Source organism: Pseudoduganella guangdongensis, from assembly GCF_009857475.1.
GTDB classification, from domain to species: Bacteria; Pseudomonadota; Gammaproteobacteria; order Burkholderiales; family Burkholderiaceae_D; genus Rugamonas; species Rugamonas guangdongensis.
This window is the reverse complement of record NZ_WWCJ01000006.1, coordinates 67,247-83,972: the sequence shown is the minus strand read 5'-3', so window position 1 is coordinate 83,972 and position 16,726 is coordinate 67,247. Positions and strand designations below refer to the sequence as shown.

The window sequence follows — 16,726 nt, the reverse complement described above, 5'->3', positions numbered from 1 at the left end:
GTTATTTTAAAAAGCCCGCACCAGCACGATGCCGGCGGCAGCCACCGCGATGCCGGCCGCATTGGCGGCCATATCGCGCCAGCAGAAATTGCGGCCGGGGACCAGCTTTTGCAAGACTTCGATCAGCCAGCCCGCCAGCAGCAGGGCGCCCAGCGTGAACAGCAGCGGCACTCCCACCGGGGTAATGCGCGCCGCCAGCACGGTCAGGCCGGCAAACGCCACGAAATGCAGCCATTTGTCATGCGGCAGCAAGGGCAGCCAATTGGCAGGCAACAGGCAGCCGACGGTCACGCCTGCAATTGCCAAAATGAACAGCACAACTTCCCAACCCATGATGATATTCCGCCTGCGCGGCCAGGCCGCTTAAAAATTATCCCAGCGCAAATTGAGCTGGACCGCCCGGCTATTATATTGGAACAGCGCGATGTTCTCGTGGTTGCGCACGGCGCGCGCTTCCAGTTGCAGGCTGACATTGGGGCGGAAATACCATTGCAAGGCGGCGCGGCCGGTGGTCGTATCCTGCCGCCGCGATTGCGCGATCAGCCCCGGCGAATAGGCGCGCTCGCCTTGCCAGTGCTGGTGGGTCAGGCCCGCCTCGGCATACCAGCCGGTCTTCAGCATGGTGTACCACTGGGCGTTGGCAAACCAGCCGCGGCGGTCGCCGCCCGGACGGGTTGCCGAGCCGTTGTCGCGCGCGGAATGCAGGGTCAGCTGGACCTGGTCGCGCTTGCTGCGGTAAGTCGCAATGGCGCCCAGCTCAAAGGTGCTGCTGTCGTAATCCTGGCGCGTGGTGTAGCTGACGTGGCTGGCATTGGCGGCCAGCGCCACGTCCCAGTTCTGCGCCAGGGTGATCGGCGGCGCGGCGCGCAGCTGCAACTGCTGCTGGCGCTGGTAGAGCTGCCCATCCAGCGTGCCGGCGCCCAGCACGGCGGCAGCGCGCGCGCGCCAGCGGCCCAGGTACCAGGAATGCTCGATCCCGGCCAGCATGGTGGCGCTGTCCTGCGAATGCTGGTGGTCGTGGCGCCGCAGCGTGGCCTGCACAATGCCCAGCGTGCCGCGCGCATTCAGCGGCCGCACGTAGGAGCCGTTCAGCGCGGTGTAGCTGTCGGCCTTGGGCAGGAATTCCGGATCGAGCTGGTACTCCCCCTCGTTCTCGCCCGTGCCCAGGCGCACCGTCGGCTGGCGCACGCCCTGGTTCACGTTGTTGTCGTGGCCGCGCGCAATGCCCACCGCCCACGAGGCCGGGCGCGTGTCGCGCGCACGGCAGCCGGCGGCGCGGTAGGTGTTGATCACGTCGACAATGCCGGGCGGCGGGTTGTAGGCACGGTTGATTTCGTCGAACAGGCGCAGCGCCTCTTCCGTATGGCCCAGCTCGCAATGCGCCAGGGCCAGTTCCAGCACGGCGCCGGCATTGTTCGGGTCTTCCGCCACGGCCGTGCGCAGCAGTTCGATCGCCTCTTCCAGGCGGCCGGCGTCGACAGCGCGCACGCCGGCCTGGTATGCCTCATTGCGCGGCGCGCTTGGCTGCGGCGCCGCCTCATCGGCCAGCGCCGCCGCACAAGGCTGCGCGGCCAGCAAGGCAGCCAGCAGGGTGGACGGCAGGGCCGAATGCAGGCGCATCATGCTTGCTCCAGCCTGTCGTCCAGCGTGTAGACCTGCAGCGGCTTTTCCTTGCCGCGCAACTGGCGCTCGCCCAGCGGCAGGAAACGGTGGCGGCGCGCGCGGGCCACCGCGCCTTCGCCCACGATCAGGTCATAAGGATAGTCGCGTGCGGCTTGTTCCAGGCGCGCTGCCGTGTTGACACTATCGCCCACGGCGGTATAGATGCTGCGTTCGCTGGAACCATAATCGCCCGCCATGGCCGGCCCGCTCTCGATGCCGATCCGCACGCGCAAAGGCGGCAGGCCGCGCGCCGCGCGCTGGCGGCTGAACTCGGCCACTTCGCGCAGCATGTCGCGCGCCGCATCCAGCGCCAGATCGGCGTGGTCCGCGTTCGGCAGTGGCGCGCCCCAGAAGGCCACCAGGCCGTCACCAGTGAATTTGTCGAGCGTGCCCTGGTGCCGCAGCACCGGGCGCGTCAGGCAATCGAGGAAATCGCGCGTCAGATTCGCCGCTTCCTCCAGGGACAATGCTTCCACCTGTGTTGTATAACCCTGCATATCCGCAATCAAAGTCGTTACCTGTAGCTGGCGCGGAGCCAGCGGATCTTTCATTTCGCTGCGCAGCAGCTCGTCCACTACGTCCTTCGCCACATACTGGCGCAGCGTGCCCAGCAACTGGCGCGAACGCTTCTGCGCCAGCTGCCAATGCAGCGGCACCGCCAGTGCCAGCAGCAGCAAGTTGGCCAGCAAGGGCGCGGCAGGCGCAAACCATTGGTCGTGCGGCGCAATCACATACGCCATGCCGACCCAGGCCACGGAACTGCCGCCCAGCAGCGCCGCATTCCACAGAGCCGACAAGCGCGGCAGCGTGAACGCCGCCAGCACCACCACCACCAGCGTGAACGCAACGGCCAGCGGCCGCCCCGGCCACGCCTTTGGCGCCAGCCCGGCTTGCGCATCCAGCTGCGCGTCCAACATGGCAGCATGCACCAGCAAACCGGCTGTCGACGCCGCCAGCGGCGTTGCCACCCGGTCGCCAATGCTGAGGGAGGACGAACCAATCAACACCAAACGGCCCTGCACATCGGCCGCGCTCAGCCGTCCGGCCAATACATCACCCGCCTTCGCCACGTCGTACGCCTCCCACGCGCGGCGGTAGGGCACGCGTACCTGGCCCTCCGCCAGCGGCGCCGCCGGCTTGCCGCTACAGCAATCCAGCAGCGCGCGCGACAGGGTAGGGTAGGTGCGGCCCTGGTACTCGGTGGCCATAGGCACCCGCCGCAGCACGCCGTCCGGGTCCGGCAGCACGCCGATATTGCCGAAGTAGCGCGCTCGTGCCAAACCATCATGGTTGGCAATAAAGCCAGTCGCCGGCAGCGCGCCCGCAACCACGCCCGCCTGCCCGCCGCCCAATTGCCCCTGGCGCAAAGGCGCCGGGCGCGGCTGGTAATCAAACATCTGGGCCAGCACCACCGGGCCGTGCTGCGCCAGCATGGCCATGCGCGCATCGCCCGCCGGATCGGCCGGCTCGCCCTGCAAAATATCCAGCGCCACGCCGCGCGCACCCAGGGTGAGCAAAGTTTCCACCAGCTCCGCCAGGCGCTCGCGTGGCCAAGGCCAGGGTTGCTGGTGCAAGCTGGTCTCGTCGATATCCACCACCAGGATGCGGCTTTCGTGCTGCGGGGTGGCCCGCAGCTCAATGAAACGGTCGCGCAGCCACTCGTCCCCCACATGCAACCACCAATGCTGCTGCGGCAGCCACTGGGGCAGGGCGCACAGGGCAAGTGCAGCGGCAGAAATCAGGAATTTGAGCAGGAGTGCAATCGAAGGGCGCGTGCTTTCGGGAGCCAATGTCGTCATTGTGTTGTTATTTCGCCCGCCGAAAGACTTGTTGCTAATAAGGTAATAGTTCGAACTTTAACAGTATAACCGGAATCTTGCATAGGAGAGAGGCTGCGGCATACGGATGTAACGAGCTGTAACATCTGTAATTTGTGATTGCTATCACAGACTTTTCAGCTGGAGGGCGGACAATGGCGCATAACTGGAGAAATTTATGCTGAGCAAATACATTATCGCTACCGGACTTTTAGTGTCCACAACACTCGCGTGGGGCGGCGAGGCTGGGCGCGTGGTATTTGTCACGGGCCAGGTACAGGTGGGCAAACAGGCCGCCAAGCTGGAGGCAGCCGTCAACGAAGGCGACGAGATCCGTACCGGCGCCGACGGTGCCATCTATATTAAGACGGTGGACGCCGGCTTCCTGGTGCTGCGCCCGAACAGCACGGCCCGCATTGTTACTTATAAGGTGGATGCGGCCAACCCCGCCAATACCAAGGTCAAGCTGGAACTGACCCAGGGTGTGGCGCGCGCCATTTCCGGCCAGGGTGTCAAACTGGCCCGCCAGAATTTCCGCTTTAACACCCCGGTCGCCGCCATTGGCGTGCGCGGTACCGACTTTGTCGTATATACAGACCAGCAGACCTCGCGCGTGGTGGTGCACTCCGGCGGCGTGGTGATGGCACCGTTTGCCGGCGCCTGTACCGCCGAAGGGGTAGGCCCATGCGAAGGGAGCGCCAGCCGCGAATTGTTCGCCGGCCAGGCAGGCATGTTGCTGCAAGTGCAACGTGGCCAGGCTGCGCCTCAGCTGCTGAACAACCCGTCGCTGTCGCCAGACCAGACCGAAAAACCAAGGCCGGACGAACCAGCTGGCAAGGTGACGACCGCCAGCACGGTAACCACCGGCACCGTGAACCTGGACCCGCAAAAGATCGAGCAAGCCTTGAGCAATGTGCGCCCAGCGGTTGACCCGACGCCAACCCCAACGCCGGACCCAACCCCGAAACCACCGGTTGTTGTGCCGCCGATTGTAGTTGTTGATCCGCCAGTGCCAAAACCACAGGAAGTGTTCTGGGGCCGCTGGCAGACTGTGGCCGGGCAGGCGGTGATGCCGGAAGCGATTCGGCAGAACACGACCGATGTCGTGGCATTCGAGGGGCAATATGCCGTGGCACGCCTGAAAGGCGCCACCCTGGTCATGCCAAAAGAGGGCACGGTAGCCTTCAGCCTGGTGAATAGCGAAGCCAGCATGCTGCGCGCAAATGGCGAAGAAATGAGCGCCAACGTCGAATCCGGCAAATTGGCAATCAACTTCGTCAACCGCACGTTTGATACGGGCCTGGTTGTTACCGCCGACCAGCGCAGCTACGACGTAAATGGCAAAGGCACGATTGACCTGCGCGGCCAAATGGAAAGCTCATCAGCTTCAGCCACCCGGATCAAAGGCTTTATCAGTGGCCCGAATGTGGAAGAAGCGGGTTACGTCTTCCGAAATTCGCAGACCCCCGGGGTTACGCTGATTGGCGCTACCACATGGAAAAAGAACTAATTAGCTGAATTAGGTGAAACAAAGAACGCAGGCTACAATGCCTGCGTTTTTTTTCGTTTTTTCTTCGCAAAATTGAGCAAGATTCTCACCAAAATTCACAGTTCCGTAGTAGTTACTGCTGAGCCAAGGCAGGAATATTTGCAACATTCTGTAAAAAAACGGAATTTTTGCCACTAAATGGTCACTCGTGTGATGACCGTCACATCCTGCATACCCAGCTGTGGCAATATACTCCGGACTTCTGCAAAAAAGGGCCTGGTTTGCAGACAGCGCTGTTCGACAAGCTGGGCCGCAGAAACTCTGGTTTAAACCATTCTTAGACTTTTTAAAGGATTTACAATCATGGCAGCACAAGACTACGTATCAGTTGTACAACAGCTGTACATCTCCTACTTCGGTCGTCCAGCCGACTACTTCGGTCTGAAGAACTACACCGAGCGTCTGGAAGCACTGAAAGCGCCGACCGATTTCACCGAACTGAACAAAGTCGTTCAAGCGGACAAAGCCGGCACCTCCGAGCTGTCGAAACTGGTTAACAGCTTCAACACCTCCCCAGAAGCCATCGCTCTGTACGGCACCGACAACAGCAACCTGGGCATCTCCAAGTTCCTGGTAGCCGTGTTCGAAAACGTGCTGGGCCGCACCCCAGAACTGGGCCCAGGCTGGGACTTCTGGTTCAATGCGCTGGCTTCCGGCAACCTGCGTCGTGCTGACGCTGCCATGGCAATCACCGAAGGTGCACTGAACAACACCGAACCACAAGGCCTGATCGACGCAGCCCTGGTTGCTAAGAAGAATGCAGTTGCGACCAACTTCACCGCAGCACTGGACACCCCAGCAAAGATCAACGCTTACTCCACCCAAGCCGCTATCGACGTAGCAGTTGGCCTGCTGGAAGGCGTGACCGCAACCACCGACGTGACTGCTTATCAAGCTGACGTTGTTGCTGCTGTTGATGCCGTAGTTATCACCAGCATCCCAGTTGTTACCACCAACCTGACCGCCGACGCTAACACCGTGAACGGTTCCGTTGGCAACGACATCATCAACGCTGTTCTGAGCAGCACCGCTGGCAACCAGACCCTGAACGGCCTGGACGTCATCAAAGGCAACGCTGGTAACGACACCCTGAACCTGCTGGTTGAAGATGCTGGCTTCACCTTCCCAGGCGCTCTGCAAATGACCGGCGTTGAAAACGTCAACGTTCGTGCTGCAGACGACGTAACCCTGGACCTGCCAACTGCTGCTGGCATTTCGGGTGTGACCAACCTGACCGTGTCCCAGTCCAAAGCTGTGACTCTGGATGCTGCCACCTCGACCAACGTCACCGTAAGTGGCGCGACCGAAGGCATCACCATTAACGGTGGCGCCAACGTCAAAGTAACCGACGCGACCGCTGACCAAGACATCATCATCGGTGCAAACGGCACTGGCGCTGCTGCAGCTGGCACCATCACCGTGACCGATACCAAAGTTGGCAACGGCGATATCGTCGTTGACGGCGGTACCGACGTGACCATTGTTGCTTCTGACGTTGCAACCGGCTCCGCTATCGATGTTGGTCAAGATGGCACCAACCCAGCTCCTACCGGCGCGATCAAAGTAACCTCCACTGGTTCGGCTTACGATGATGCAGCTGGCAACACCCTGGGCGACATCTCCGTAAAAGGCGGCACCACCATCGCCGTGACCCAAGTGGCGACCAGCAGCGCTGCCGATGCAGCTGCTGACGATACCCCGTCGACCATCACCCAAGGCAACATCGCCATCACTGCTGGCACCAAGACCACCACCGTAACCGTTAAGCAAGATGCCGCTTCCGCTGGCAATGCTGCGACCGCGACCACCGGCGGTGTGACCGAAACCAACAGCGTTAAGTTCGCTGCTCTGACCGCCGGTCAAACCGTGATCCTGGGTGGCCTGACCCTGACCGCTGTTGCTAACATGACCGCAGCTGAAGTTGCAGGCGCATTTGCTAACCTGGCTTCGGCTGCTCTGAAGCCAACCGACGCTATCGGTACTGTTGCTGACGGTGACACCCAGTCCGCCGCTGCCCACGGCAAGGCAACCTACTCCGGCTCGATCAACGGCTGGACCACTGGCGCAGCCGTTGGCGACACCGTTGTGTTCACCTACACTGCGAATACCGTTGTTGGCGCCCTGACCGCCGGCGGTACCGGTACTGCTCCAACCATCACCCAACTGACCGATGGTAAAGCTCACGACGCAACCTTCACTGGCGGTGCAGCAGTGGTTGTTGCTGGTGACGTTTCCATCGCCGGCGGTGCAGCTCTGACCACCGTTTCTGTTGACGGTTACGGCGCGACCAGCGGTGGCATCACTGGTGGTACCAACACCGCTCTGAACAATGTCACCCTGTCCAACGGTGCTGGTTTCGCTGTCGCTAGCGCAGCTGCTACCCTGGGCCTGAAACTGGTCAACGTGACCGGTACCGTTGACGTTGCTGCTGGCACTACCACCCTGAACGCCAATGTGTCTGGCACCGGCACTGCAACCCTGAAGTCGGCTTCCGCTACCACCGTGAACGTAAGCGGCACCGGTAAAGTTGCTGGTACCACCGCAGCGGGTGGCCTGACTGCAGCTACTGCAATCACCACCACCGGCATGACCGCTGGTACTGCTACCTTCACCGTTGCTGATGCTACCGTCACCAGCTACACCGGCGGTGCAGCTACCGATATCGTCACCATCAGCAACGGCGCTACTGCCGTGACCAAAACCATCGATCTGGGCGCCGGCGACGACACCCTGACCCTGGTTGGTGCTACCGTTGTCGTTCCTACCGCAACCCTGAAGGGCGGCGCAGGTACTGACTCCCTGTCGATCGACGTGGCAAGCGCTGATGCACTGGACGGCAACACCAACTTCGCTGGCAAGCTGGACGGCTTCGAGCGTCTGGTGCTGAACGATGCTGTTGCTAGCACGACCATTAACCTGGAAAACCTGGGCTTCACCAACTACGTCACCACCACTGGTTCGTCGGGCACTCTGACCCTGAACAACCTGGCTAGCAACGGTACCGTAGTTATCACCACCGCTCCAACCACCGGCTTCACCATCGGTGTTAAGGATGCGGCAACCGGCGCAGCTGATGTAGCAAACATCAAGTTCTCCAGCCTGGCAGCAGTGAATGGTGGCGTTGTGACCGTCGCCGGTGTTGAAACCATCAACATCGATTCGACCGACCTGAACACCACCGCTCACGCAAACAGCCTGACCCTGACCGCTGACGCGGCCACCAAGCTGGTTGTTACCGGTAACGCCGGCGTGACTCTGACTGCCCTGACCGGCAGCAATGTGCTGGCAACCATCGATGCTTCGGCTTCGACTGGCGTGCTGACCGCAACTGCTTCTGGTCAAGTTGCTATGACCATCACCGGCGGTTCGAAAAACGACGTTCTGACCGCATCGACTGGTGTGACTGCTAAGGCAGACGTACTGGTAGGCGGTGCAGGTAACGACAAGCTGGCCGTTGGTTCCAATGGCGCGACCCTGACTGGCGGTGCCGGTAGCGACACCTTCATCGCTACCGCATCGTCGGCTGTGACTGGTTCCAAAGAGGCTAACACCTACTCGACCATCACCGACTTCCAGGCAGGCGATCTGCTGCAACTGCAATACTGGGATACCGTAGGCGCTGCAAAAGCTGACGTTCAGAGCTTCGCTAAGCTGACCGCTAGCCTGAACCCAGAAACCGCGACCTTCTCCAACTACGTGCAAGCGGCGATGGAACAGATCGACAACAGCGGTCTGGGCAATGCAGTGTGGTTCGTTCTGAACGGTAACTCGTATGTCGTTATCGACAGCGGTTCCGATTCGAACGACGCGTTCGTCAACGGCGAAGACATCGTTGTTCGTCTGACCGGCGTTGATCTGTCCAACGCTTCGTGGAACAGCACCTTCGCTACCGTGTCCCTGTAATATCAAAGTCTCCCCCTCAGAACATCGAGGGGTGAACTTAAAAGCCCGCCTCCTGCAAAGGGGCGGGCTTTTTTATTGTTCATTAGGGATTTGGGTAATGTTGGAGTTGACTTTCCGGTTACTACTGCATTTGTTTTGCTTGAAGACTGTGAGCCAGGATAGGCTCGGCGGTAGTATTCGAAGCGTGACGTTAGAACACTGCCATTAATGCGGCCAATAATGGCAGCCGGTCGCGCTCGAATATTGCTGCGACGCGTTCCAGTTCAGCCAGTTGTTGCTGCTCGTTCTCCGCAGGTTTGCCGTCCACGTTGACACGCTGGTTATTATCCTTCAAGCATCGATTGGCAAATGCAGCCCAGTCTTTAGCGTTCTTCCCACCTTGTGCACGGCCCAACAAGAAAAGCTGCTGGAAGCGGTCGACAGTAACTTGACCTCCCGTCACCGGTGATGCTAGGTTGGCGATGTCTGCGGAATCTCTTGCCATCGTACAAATTTGGCGGTTCAATTTTTCTGTCTGAGCCTTGGCCTTCTCAACTGACTGCTCGTCCTGAGCCGCTTCAAGCACGTTTATGCTCGCCAGGATGAACACTGCTTGGCAGATCTGTGAAGCAGTGCTGGTGTTTGAACTGCAATGCTCGACAATCTGCCCAACAGTCCTGACTTTATAGTTAGCCATCAGGTCGACTATCGGCTGATATACCTCGCGGTTCAGCGTAATCGTTTTGCTTGAGACAGTCTGTTCGAGTTTTACATCTTCTGCGCGCATAGTCATAACAACTCGTTGCGCCAGCATGAGCTCTTGTGCTTGCACTGGGCGAAGCTTGCGCGCGCCACGCACCCAATAGTCTTTGCGGAACTGCTGATTGATCATAAAGTCCCGCACAGTTTGGCGGAAGCTAGGGTTGTCAATGTCATTCAGGATCTTTCTTTGCTCTTCATTAAAGTGAACGAAGTCCAGATGGTCCAGGTAATGAGCAGAACAAGCGAAGTCGAGTTTTGCTGGCTCAAGCCACTTGGCCATCGCGGAGAAGGGCATTGGAGTCCAGTTGCGGTTGAAGTATTCGTGGGCGACGTAATTACGGTTCACTCCCTTAATTTGCTCCAGGCGATTTTTGATCGTGGGGTTTGCCGCTGCAAACGCGGGGGATTGCTCAATCAAGCTCTGCATGAAGGCGACGGCGCCATCCACCTTGGATAAGGTGTGCTGACCGGTTGCTGCCATCACCTGCGAAAACTCAGTCATAACTTCCCGGACCGGGACCATGCTAGCCCACCCTTGAAGGACGTTATAGCTCACGTATAGGACGCCGCCTACCTTGAGCTTGCGACGGACGAAATCAACGATTGTTGTTCGATCTTCGTCAGAGACCCAGCTCCAAATGCCATGCAGGCCAATGAAATCGAACTCAGGCAGGTCGTCGCGCGTACAAAACTCGGCGAACGCTTGGTCGTAGAGCCTGGCATTTACGCCCGAAGCTGAAGCCAATTCCTGTGCCGCGCCGGCATGTGCCGGATTGAAGTCCGTGCCGCTCCACTCCGTGACCGATGCCGCCGCGTGGATGTTAGTGCTCAGGCCCTGCCCAAAACCCAGTTCGCACGCTGTTCCACTTTCAGGGAAGACCAAGCCCGCATTCAGGAAAGCCAGCTTCACCCGTAATGGGTTCAGCTCGGTGTATGCACCATAGGTGTAACCAATATCCGCAACATAACCAGAACTCCAATCAGGCATTTCAGTCTCCATATGTTGGTTTGGGAATTTGACAATAGATTGTAGCTGCAACTCCTCGTGGCTAGCGTTCGACTATTGGGGGAATTCGGCGGCGCGGGGATAGTCTTGCTGGTACCCTGCGCGGATGCGGTCGTTTTAAGGGAATATCGGGACTAAACGTAAAAATATGTGATCTGCATCACATATTTTGAGCGACTTGAGCGATAATGTCTGCTCCTTCGGCATTGGCGCAATTGCGCCCCGGGTCGGCGCCGTTGCAATTTGTATATCAAATCGATGAAAACACTACTTCAAGCCAGAAACGAGATCGAGCAGGTCCTGCTCGGTTTCAAGCGCACGTTCTATACCGTTGGAACCTTCAGCGCGATCATCAACCTGATGGCGTTGCTGCCATCCCTGTACATGCTGCAGGTGTACGACCGCGTGCTGGCAAGTCGCAGCGAGATGACGCTGCTGATGCTGACGTTGATGCTGCTGGGCGGTTTCCTCTTTATGGGCCTGCTTGAGCTGGTGCGAAGCTTTGTCTTGGTGCGCGTTGGCGCCCGCTTCGATATGGAGTTGAACAAGCGTATTTATACGGCCGCCTTTGAGCAAAACCTGAAGGCCGCTGGTGGGAATGCCGGTCAGTCGCTGACCGACCTGATTACCGTGCGCCAGTTCCTGACTGGTCAGGGCCTGTTCGCTTTCTTTGATGCGCCATGGTTCCCGGTTTACCTGATCGTTATTTTTGTCTTTGAGCCGACCCTGGGTGTGTTCTCGCTGTGCGGCACGGCCCTGCTGGTGATCCTGGCCATCGTCAATGAGCGCGTGACCAAGAAGCCGCTGGCTGAAGCCAATACCATGGCGATCAGCGCCAACACGCTGGCAACGAACAATCTTCGCAATGCAGAAGTCATCGAATCGATGGGCATGCTGCCCAACTTGATGGGCCGTTGGTTCAAACTACATAGCAAATTCCTGCATGTACAAGGCGAGGCTAGCGAGAAGGCGGGTATTATCAGTGCCCTGACCAAGTTCGTGCAGATGTCGCTGAGCTCTTTGGTGCTGGGCTTTGGCGCGTTGCTGGTGCTGGAGAACAAGATCAGCCCCGGGATGATGATTGCTGCCTCGATCCTGGTTGGCCGCGCGCTGGCGCCAGTGCAACAGGTGATTGGTGTCTGGAAGAGCTGGAGCAGCACCCGTAGTGCGTACGAGCGTCTGGTTGGTCTGCTCGAAAAAAATCCAGTACGCCCGGCTGGTATGGAGTTGCCGAAGCCGCTGGGTCAGGTGACTGTTGAAGGCGTAACCGCCGGTCCGCCAGGCCCTATGCCTAACCCCGTGCTGCGTGGCGTGAGCTTTGGCCTGAATCCTGGTGATGTACTGGGCGTGATTGGCCCTAGCGGTTCCGGTAAGTCCACCCTGGCGCGTCTGCTGGTGGGCGTATGGCCAGCGATGATGGGCAAGGTGCGCCTGGATGGCGCTGATATCTATACTTGGAACAAAGCCGAACTGGGTCCAAACCTTGGCTATTTGCCGCAAGATATTGAGCTGTTCGCAGGCACTGTCGCTGAGAACATCGCCCGCTTCGGTGAAGTCGATTCCGAGAAGGTGGTTGAGGCGGCCAAGCGTGCTGGCGTGCATGACATGATCCTGCACTTCCCTAAAGGTTACGACACGCCGCTGGGTGATGGTGGCGCTGGCTTGTCCGGCGGTCAGAAGCAGCGCCTGGGTCTGGCACGTGCCATGTACGGCAACCCAGCCTTGCTGGTGCTGGATGAACCAAATTCGAACCTGGACGATGTGGGCGAAGCCGCGCTGGTGCAAGCTGTGCATTCCCTGCGCGCGCAAGGTAAGACCATCATTTTGATTACTCACCGCACCAGCGCTATCGGGGTGACCAATAAATTGCTCTTGTTGCGCGATGGGACGGTAGGTATGTTTGGCCCGACGCAGCAAGTTCTGCAGGCTTTGCAAGAGCAGAACCAGAAGGCCGCTGCGATGCACCAGCAGGCAATCGCGCAGCAACAGGCGCAACAACAGGCCCAACAACAGCAGGCCCAACAGCAAGCTGCGCAACAGGCTGCTGCCGAACAAGCCGCCGCTACGGCGACCGTAGCGGCCCAGCAAGCGGCCCAGCAAGGCAATACCGGCGCTGCGCCGGCGGAACAGGAGTAAGTAATGGCGAACATTATCAACAAGCCGAAGGACGCGCCGACCGAAGTGATCGCGCATGATGTGACGCCGCTAGAGGTTAAGACTGATGCGGCGAGCTTTGCCAAAGTCGGCTGGATGGTGGTCTTGGGCGGCGTTGTGGCATTCCTGATCTGGGCGATCTTTGCGCCGTTGGACAAGGGTGTGCCGATGTCTGGTTTCGTCGCCAAAGAAAGCAATCGCAAATCGGTGCAGCACTTGACTGGCGGCACCGTGCAGGAAATCCTGGTTCGCGATGGCGACCAGGTTAAGGCTGGCCAGGTGCTCGTCCGCATGAATGACGTGCAAGTGGGCGCCGAACTGAATATTTCGCTGACCCAGTATTTCACTGCTCGTGTGGTGGAAGCACGCCTGATGGCGGAGCTGTCCGGCGCATCAAGCGTTCCTTTCCCTAAGGCGCTTGAACCGTACAAGAACGACCCTCGTGTAGCGGAGCAGATCAGTTTGCACAACCAGCTGTTCACCTCGCGTCAGATGACTTTGCAAAGCGAGCTGGCAGCTGTCAGTGAATCGATTGAAGGCCTGGAGTCGCAGGTTAAGGGCTTGGACGAGTCCCGTCAAAGCAAGAGGGATCAGCTGGGCTATCTGAAAGAGCAACTTGATAATAGCCGTGATCTTGCCAAGGAAGGTTACATCCCGCGTTCGCGCCTGCTGGAACTGGAGCGCACTTATGCTCAGGTGAATGGCGCCATTTCGGAAGATGTAGGTAACATTGCCCGCTCCCGTCGCCAGATCGCTGAACTGAAACTGCGCCGCACTCTGCGCACGCAGGAATTCCAGCGTGATGCACGCAGCCAGTTGTCCGACGTACGTAAGGAAGCAGAGGCGCTGGAAGGCCGGATTCGCGCCCAAACCTTGATGGTGAAGAATGCCGAAATTAAGGCGCCGGTTGACGGCATCGTGGTAGGCAGCAGCGTCTTTACCCAAGGTGGCATTGTGGCGCCTGGCGCTCACCTGATGGAAATCGTTCCATCCAGCGACGCCTTGATCGTAGAAGGCCAATTGCCAGTCAACCTGGTGGACAAGGTTCATCCAGGCCTGCCGGTGGAGCTGATCTTCTCGGCCTTTAACACCAATCAGACCCCGCATATCCCGGGCGAAGTTGTGACTGTGGCGGCAGACCGTGCGGTTGATGAACGAAGTGGCATGCCGTACTACAAAGTGCGCGCCCGCGTTACCCCGGAAGGCGCAAAGATGATCGCCGCGCTGAAGTTGGATATTCGTTCGGGTATGCCGGCTGACCTGTTTGTGAAGACGGGCGAACGCACCTTCATGAACTACCTGATGAAGCCGCTGATTGACCGTGCCCATATGGCGCTGTCGGAGGAATAAGCGTGAAACGACCTGCATCGAAACTGCGCTTGCTGCCGCTGGCAGCGGGTGCCGCCATTTTCCTGTACTCCGCGTCCGCATCGGCTTTGGGCTTGCTGCAGGCGTATGAGATGGCGCTGAAAAACGACCCGGCTTACCGCGCTGCCTACTACACGGCGGAAAGCGGCAAGGAAAATCGCATCCTGGGCCGTGCAGGCCTGCTGCCTTCGTTGTCAGGCAACTTGAATACGACCAGGAACCGCACCACCATTGAGTTCATGGGCAAGGATACGCCGCGCGATTACACGGCTCGCAGCAATACCGTGCAAGCGCGCCAGAGTATCTTCAACCTGGAAGCGCTGTCGCGCTATAAGCAGGGCGTGGCGCAAAGCGCCCAGGCGGAAGCGAATTTCGACAACCAGTCGCAGGAAGTGATCCTGCGTGTGGCGAATGCTTATCTGGATGTCCTGTTCAAGCAAGACCAGCTTGCCCTAGCGAAGGCCGAGCTGGAAGTGCTGCGTGAGCAAATGAAGGTCAACGAGCTGCTCTTCAAAAAAGGCGAGGGCACCCGCACCGACGCACTGGAAACCCAGTCGCGCCTGGACTTGTCGGAAGCCCAGCTGCTGGAAGCGCAGGATGCGGTGCAGTCGGCCAAAGACACCCTAGCCGGCGTGATCGGCGCCGATGTGGATAGTGTGGACCCGCTGCGTCCAGGTTTCCGCATCGACGCCCCAAGCCAGCGCAGTTTCGACGACTGGCGCAAGACTGCCATGGAAAACAACCATGAGCTGCGTGCGTTGGAGCAGGGTATCGAAGTGGCGCGGTGGGAAATCAACAAGCAACGCTCCGGCCACACGCCGCGCGTTGACGTGGTGGGCACCTACGGCAAGAGCGGTTCCGAAACCACGACCACCCTGGGGGAACAGAACACCATTCGCAGCATTGGCCTGCAGGTGAGCGTGCCGCTGTTCGCGGGCGGCGCCGTCAATGCGGCGACCCGCCAGGCAGCCGCCAACCGCGAGAAAGCCCGCGCCGACCTGGAAGTGGCGCAGGACAAACTGCTGGTGGAATTGCGCCGCAACTACAACCAGGTCGCCAGCAGCGGTCCCCGTATCGACGCGCTGATGAAAGCCGTGGACTCGGCCAAGTTGCTGGTGACGGCGACCGAGCAGAGCATTAAAGGCGGTGTGCGCATCAACCTGGACCTGCTGACTGCGCAACGCCAGGTGTACACCGTGCAGCGCGACCTGGCGCAGGCACGCTACGCCTACATGCTGGCCGCGCTGCGCCTGCGCGCCGTCGCCGGCACGCTGACCGCCGACGACGTACGCATGTTCGCCGCCTACTTTGAGTAAGGAAGTCCGCGCGCCGCAAGGCCAGGCCAACAAGCTGCTTGGCCTCGAAATCGTTCGCTTTATCTCCGCCATCTCGGTGTTGTTCTGGCATTACCAGCACTTCTTCTTCGTGGCGGATAAAGCGACCGGTTTCGTGCGCGAGCAGCAACCGTTCTACTCGCTGTTCAGCCTGTTCTACGACTACGGCAATTACGGCGTGCAGGTGTTCTGGTGCATCAGCGGCTACATCTTTTTCTGGAAGTACCGCAGCGCCCTGGCCGACGGCCTGGTCGGCGCGAAGAAGTTCTTTATCCTGCGCTTTTCCCGGCTGTACCCACTGCATGCTGCCACGCTGGTGCTGGTTGGCGTGCTGCAGATGGTCTACTTTGCCCAGCAGGGCTACTACTTCGTCTACCAGCACAACGACCTGCAGCATTTGCTGCTGCAGCTGTTCATGGCCAGCCACTGGGGATTCCAGCAAGGCTACAGCTTTAATGGCCCGATCTGGTCGATTTCGGTGGAAGTGCTGGTGTACCTGGTGTTCTTCCTCGGCCTGCGCTTTATCGGCAAATCGATGCTGCTGAATATTGCGGTGCTGCTGGCATGTGTTGCCGCCAAGTGGATGAAGATTCCTTCGCCGATCATCGATTGCCTGGCCTACTTCTATGTGGGCGGCCTGGCTGCGGCGGCGGCGCAAACATTGGAGCGGACGAAGTGGCTGCGCGCGGCCAACTGGTTGGCGTTTGCGATCGTCCTGGCCGGACCGGCGCTGGCATATACTGGCCTGGCGCGGCATGACTGGTTTGTTGCCGCATTCCTGCTGGGCTACTTGCCGTTTGTGCTGTTCCTGGCCGCACGCGAGGTGCATCTGCCGCAGCGATTGCACGTGTGGGGCGAAGCGGCGGGGAATATGACCTATTCCAGTTACCTGGTGCACTTCCCGATCCAGCTGGGCGTCGCCATATGGTGCGCCTGGCAGCAACGCCCGATCCCGGTCCACAGCAACAAGTTTTTCCTGCTGTTCGTCGCAACGACGATGGTCGCCGCCTACTTTGTGTACCGCTACTTTGAACTGCCTGCTCAGAACGCCGTACGCCGCCGAATGTCCACTTCGGGGCGGCCCGGCGATCCGGCAGGAAGAAAAGCGGACATTCCTCCTGTGCAGTAGCTAAGGACGCTCGACTGATATGGCGCTGGGATCAGCCGTGGCTTGGCATGCATAGCGGACGCC

General features: G+C 59.6%; 10 protein-coding genes. 6 read left to right on the top strand and 4 right to left on the bottom strand.

Annotation, left to right across the window (positions count from 1 at the left end; genetic code table 11):
* Positions 1–6: 6 nt before the first annotated feature.
* From GTP41_RS09705 to GTP41_RS09695, 3 genes are read right to left on the bottom strand one after another with little or no spacing between them, the layout of a single operon-like run.
* A complete protein-coding gene (locus GTP41_RS09705; protein ID WP_161025382.1) occupies positions 7–333 on the bottom strand; it encodes a VanZ family protein in 327 nt (108 codons plus the stop codon).
* A gap of 30 nt (positions 334–363) precedes the next feature.
* Positions 364–1,623, bottom strand: a complete 1,260-nt coding sequence (locus GTP41_RS09700) for a tetratricopeptide repeat protein (RefSeq protein ID WP_161025381.1) — start codon at positions 1,621–1,623, stop codon at positions 364–366.
* Complete coding sequence (locus tag GTP41_RS09695) at positions 1,620–3,461, bottom strand: CHASE2 domain-containing protein (RefSeq protein ID WP_161025380.1); 1,842 nt, start codon at positions 3,459–3,461, stop codon at positions 1,620–1,622. Before GTP41_RS09695 ends, GTP41_RS09700 begins: the two co-directional genes overlap by 4 nt.
* Before the next feature lie 196 nt (positions 3,462–3,657).
* Here GTP41_RS09695 and GTP41_RS09690 point away from each other — a divergent pair, with 196 nt between their 5' ends.
* On the top strand, positions 3,658–4,989 hold the full coding sequence (locus GTP41_RS09690; RefSeq protein ID WP_161025379.1) for a FecR family protein: 1,332 nt from the start codon (positions 3,658–3,660) through the stop codon (positions 4,987–4,989).
* Positions 4,990–5,331: 342 nt separating this feature from the next.
* Positions 5,332–8,931 carry a DUF4214 domain-containing protein gene (locus tag GTP41_RS09685; RefSeq protein WP_161025378.1) on the top strand — a complete coding sequence of 1,200 codons (3,600 nt, stop codon included), beginning with the start codon at positions 5,332–5,334 and terminating at the stop codon, positions 8,929–8,931.
* Positions 8,932–9,121: 190 nt separating this feature from the next.
* Here the strand turns inward: GTP41_RS09685 and GTP41_RS09680 are convergent, their stop codons facing one another.
* Positions 9,122–10,660 (bottom strand): class I SAM-dependent methyltransferase, encoded by a 1,539-nt coding sequence (locus tag GTP41_RS09680; protein WP_161025377.1) that lies wholly within the window; start codon positions 10,658–10,660, stop codon positions 9,122–9,124.
* 276 nt (positions 10,661–10,936) lie between these two features.
* Between GTP41_RS09680 and GTP41_RS09675 the strand changes: the two genes are divergently transcribed.
* The 4 genes from GTP41_RS09675 to GTP41_RS09660 are packed head-to-tail and all read left to right on the top strand — an operon-like array spanning position 10,937 to position 16,663.
* Positions 10,937–12,814: a type I secretion system permease/ATPase gene (locus GTP41_RS09675; protein WP_161025376.1), complete on the top strand. Its 1,878-nt coding sequence runs from the start codon at positions 10,937–10,939 to the stop codon at positions 12,812–12,814.
* A gap of 3 nt (positions 12,815–12,817) precedes the next feature.
* Positions 12,818–14,182: an HlyD family type I secretion periplasmic adaptor subunit gene (locus GTP41_RS09670; RefSeq protein WP_161025375.1), complete on the top strand. Its 1,365-nt coding sequence runs from the start codon at positions 12,818–12,820 to the stop codon at positions 14,180–14,182.
* Positions 14,183–14,184: 2 nt separating this feature from the next.
* A complete protein-coding gene (locus tag GTP41_RS09665; protein ID WP_371867320.1) occupies positions 14,185–15,516 on the top strand; it encodes a TolC family outer membrane protein in 1,332 nt (443 codons plus the stop codon).
* Positions 15,509–16,663, top strand: coding sequence for an acyltransferase family protein (locus tag GTP41_RS09660; protein WP_161025374.1), 1,155 nt, complete (start codon positions 15,509–15,511; stop codon positions 16,661–16,663). Before GTP41_RS09665 ends, GTP41_RS09660 begins: the two co-directional genes overlap by 8 nt.
* Positions 16,664–16,726: the final 63 nt, after the last annotated feature.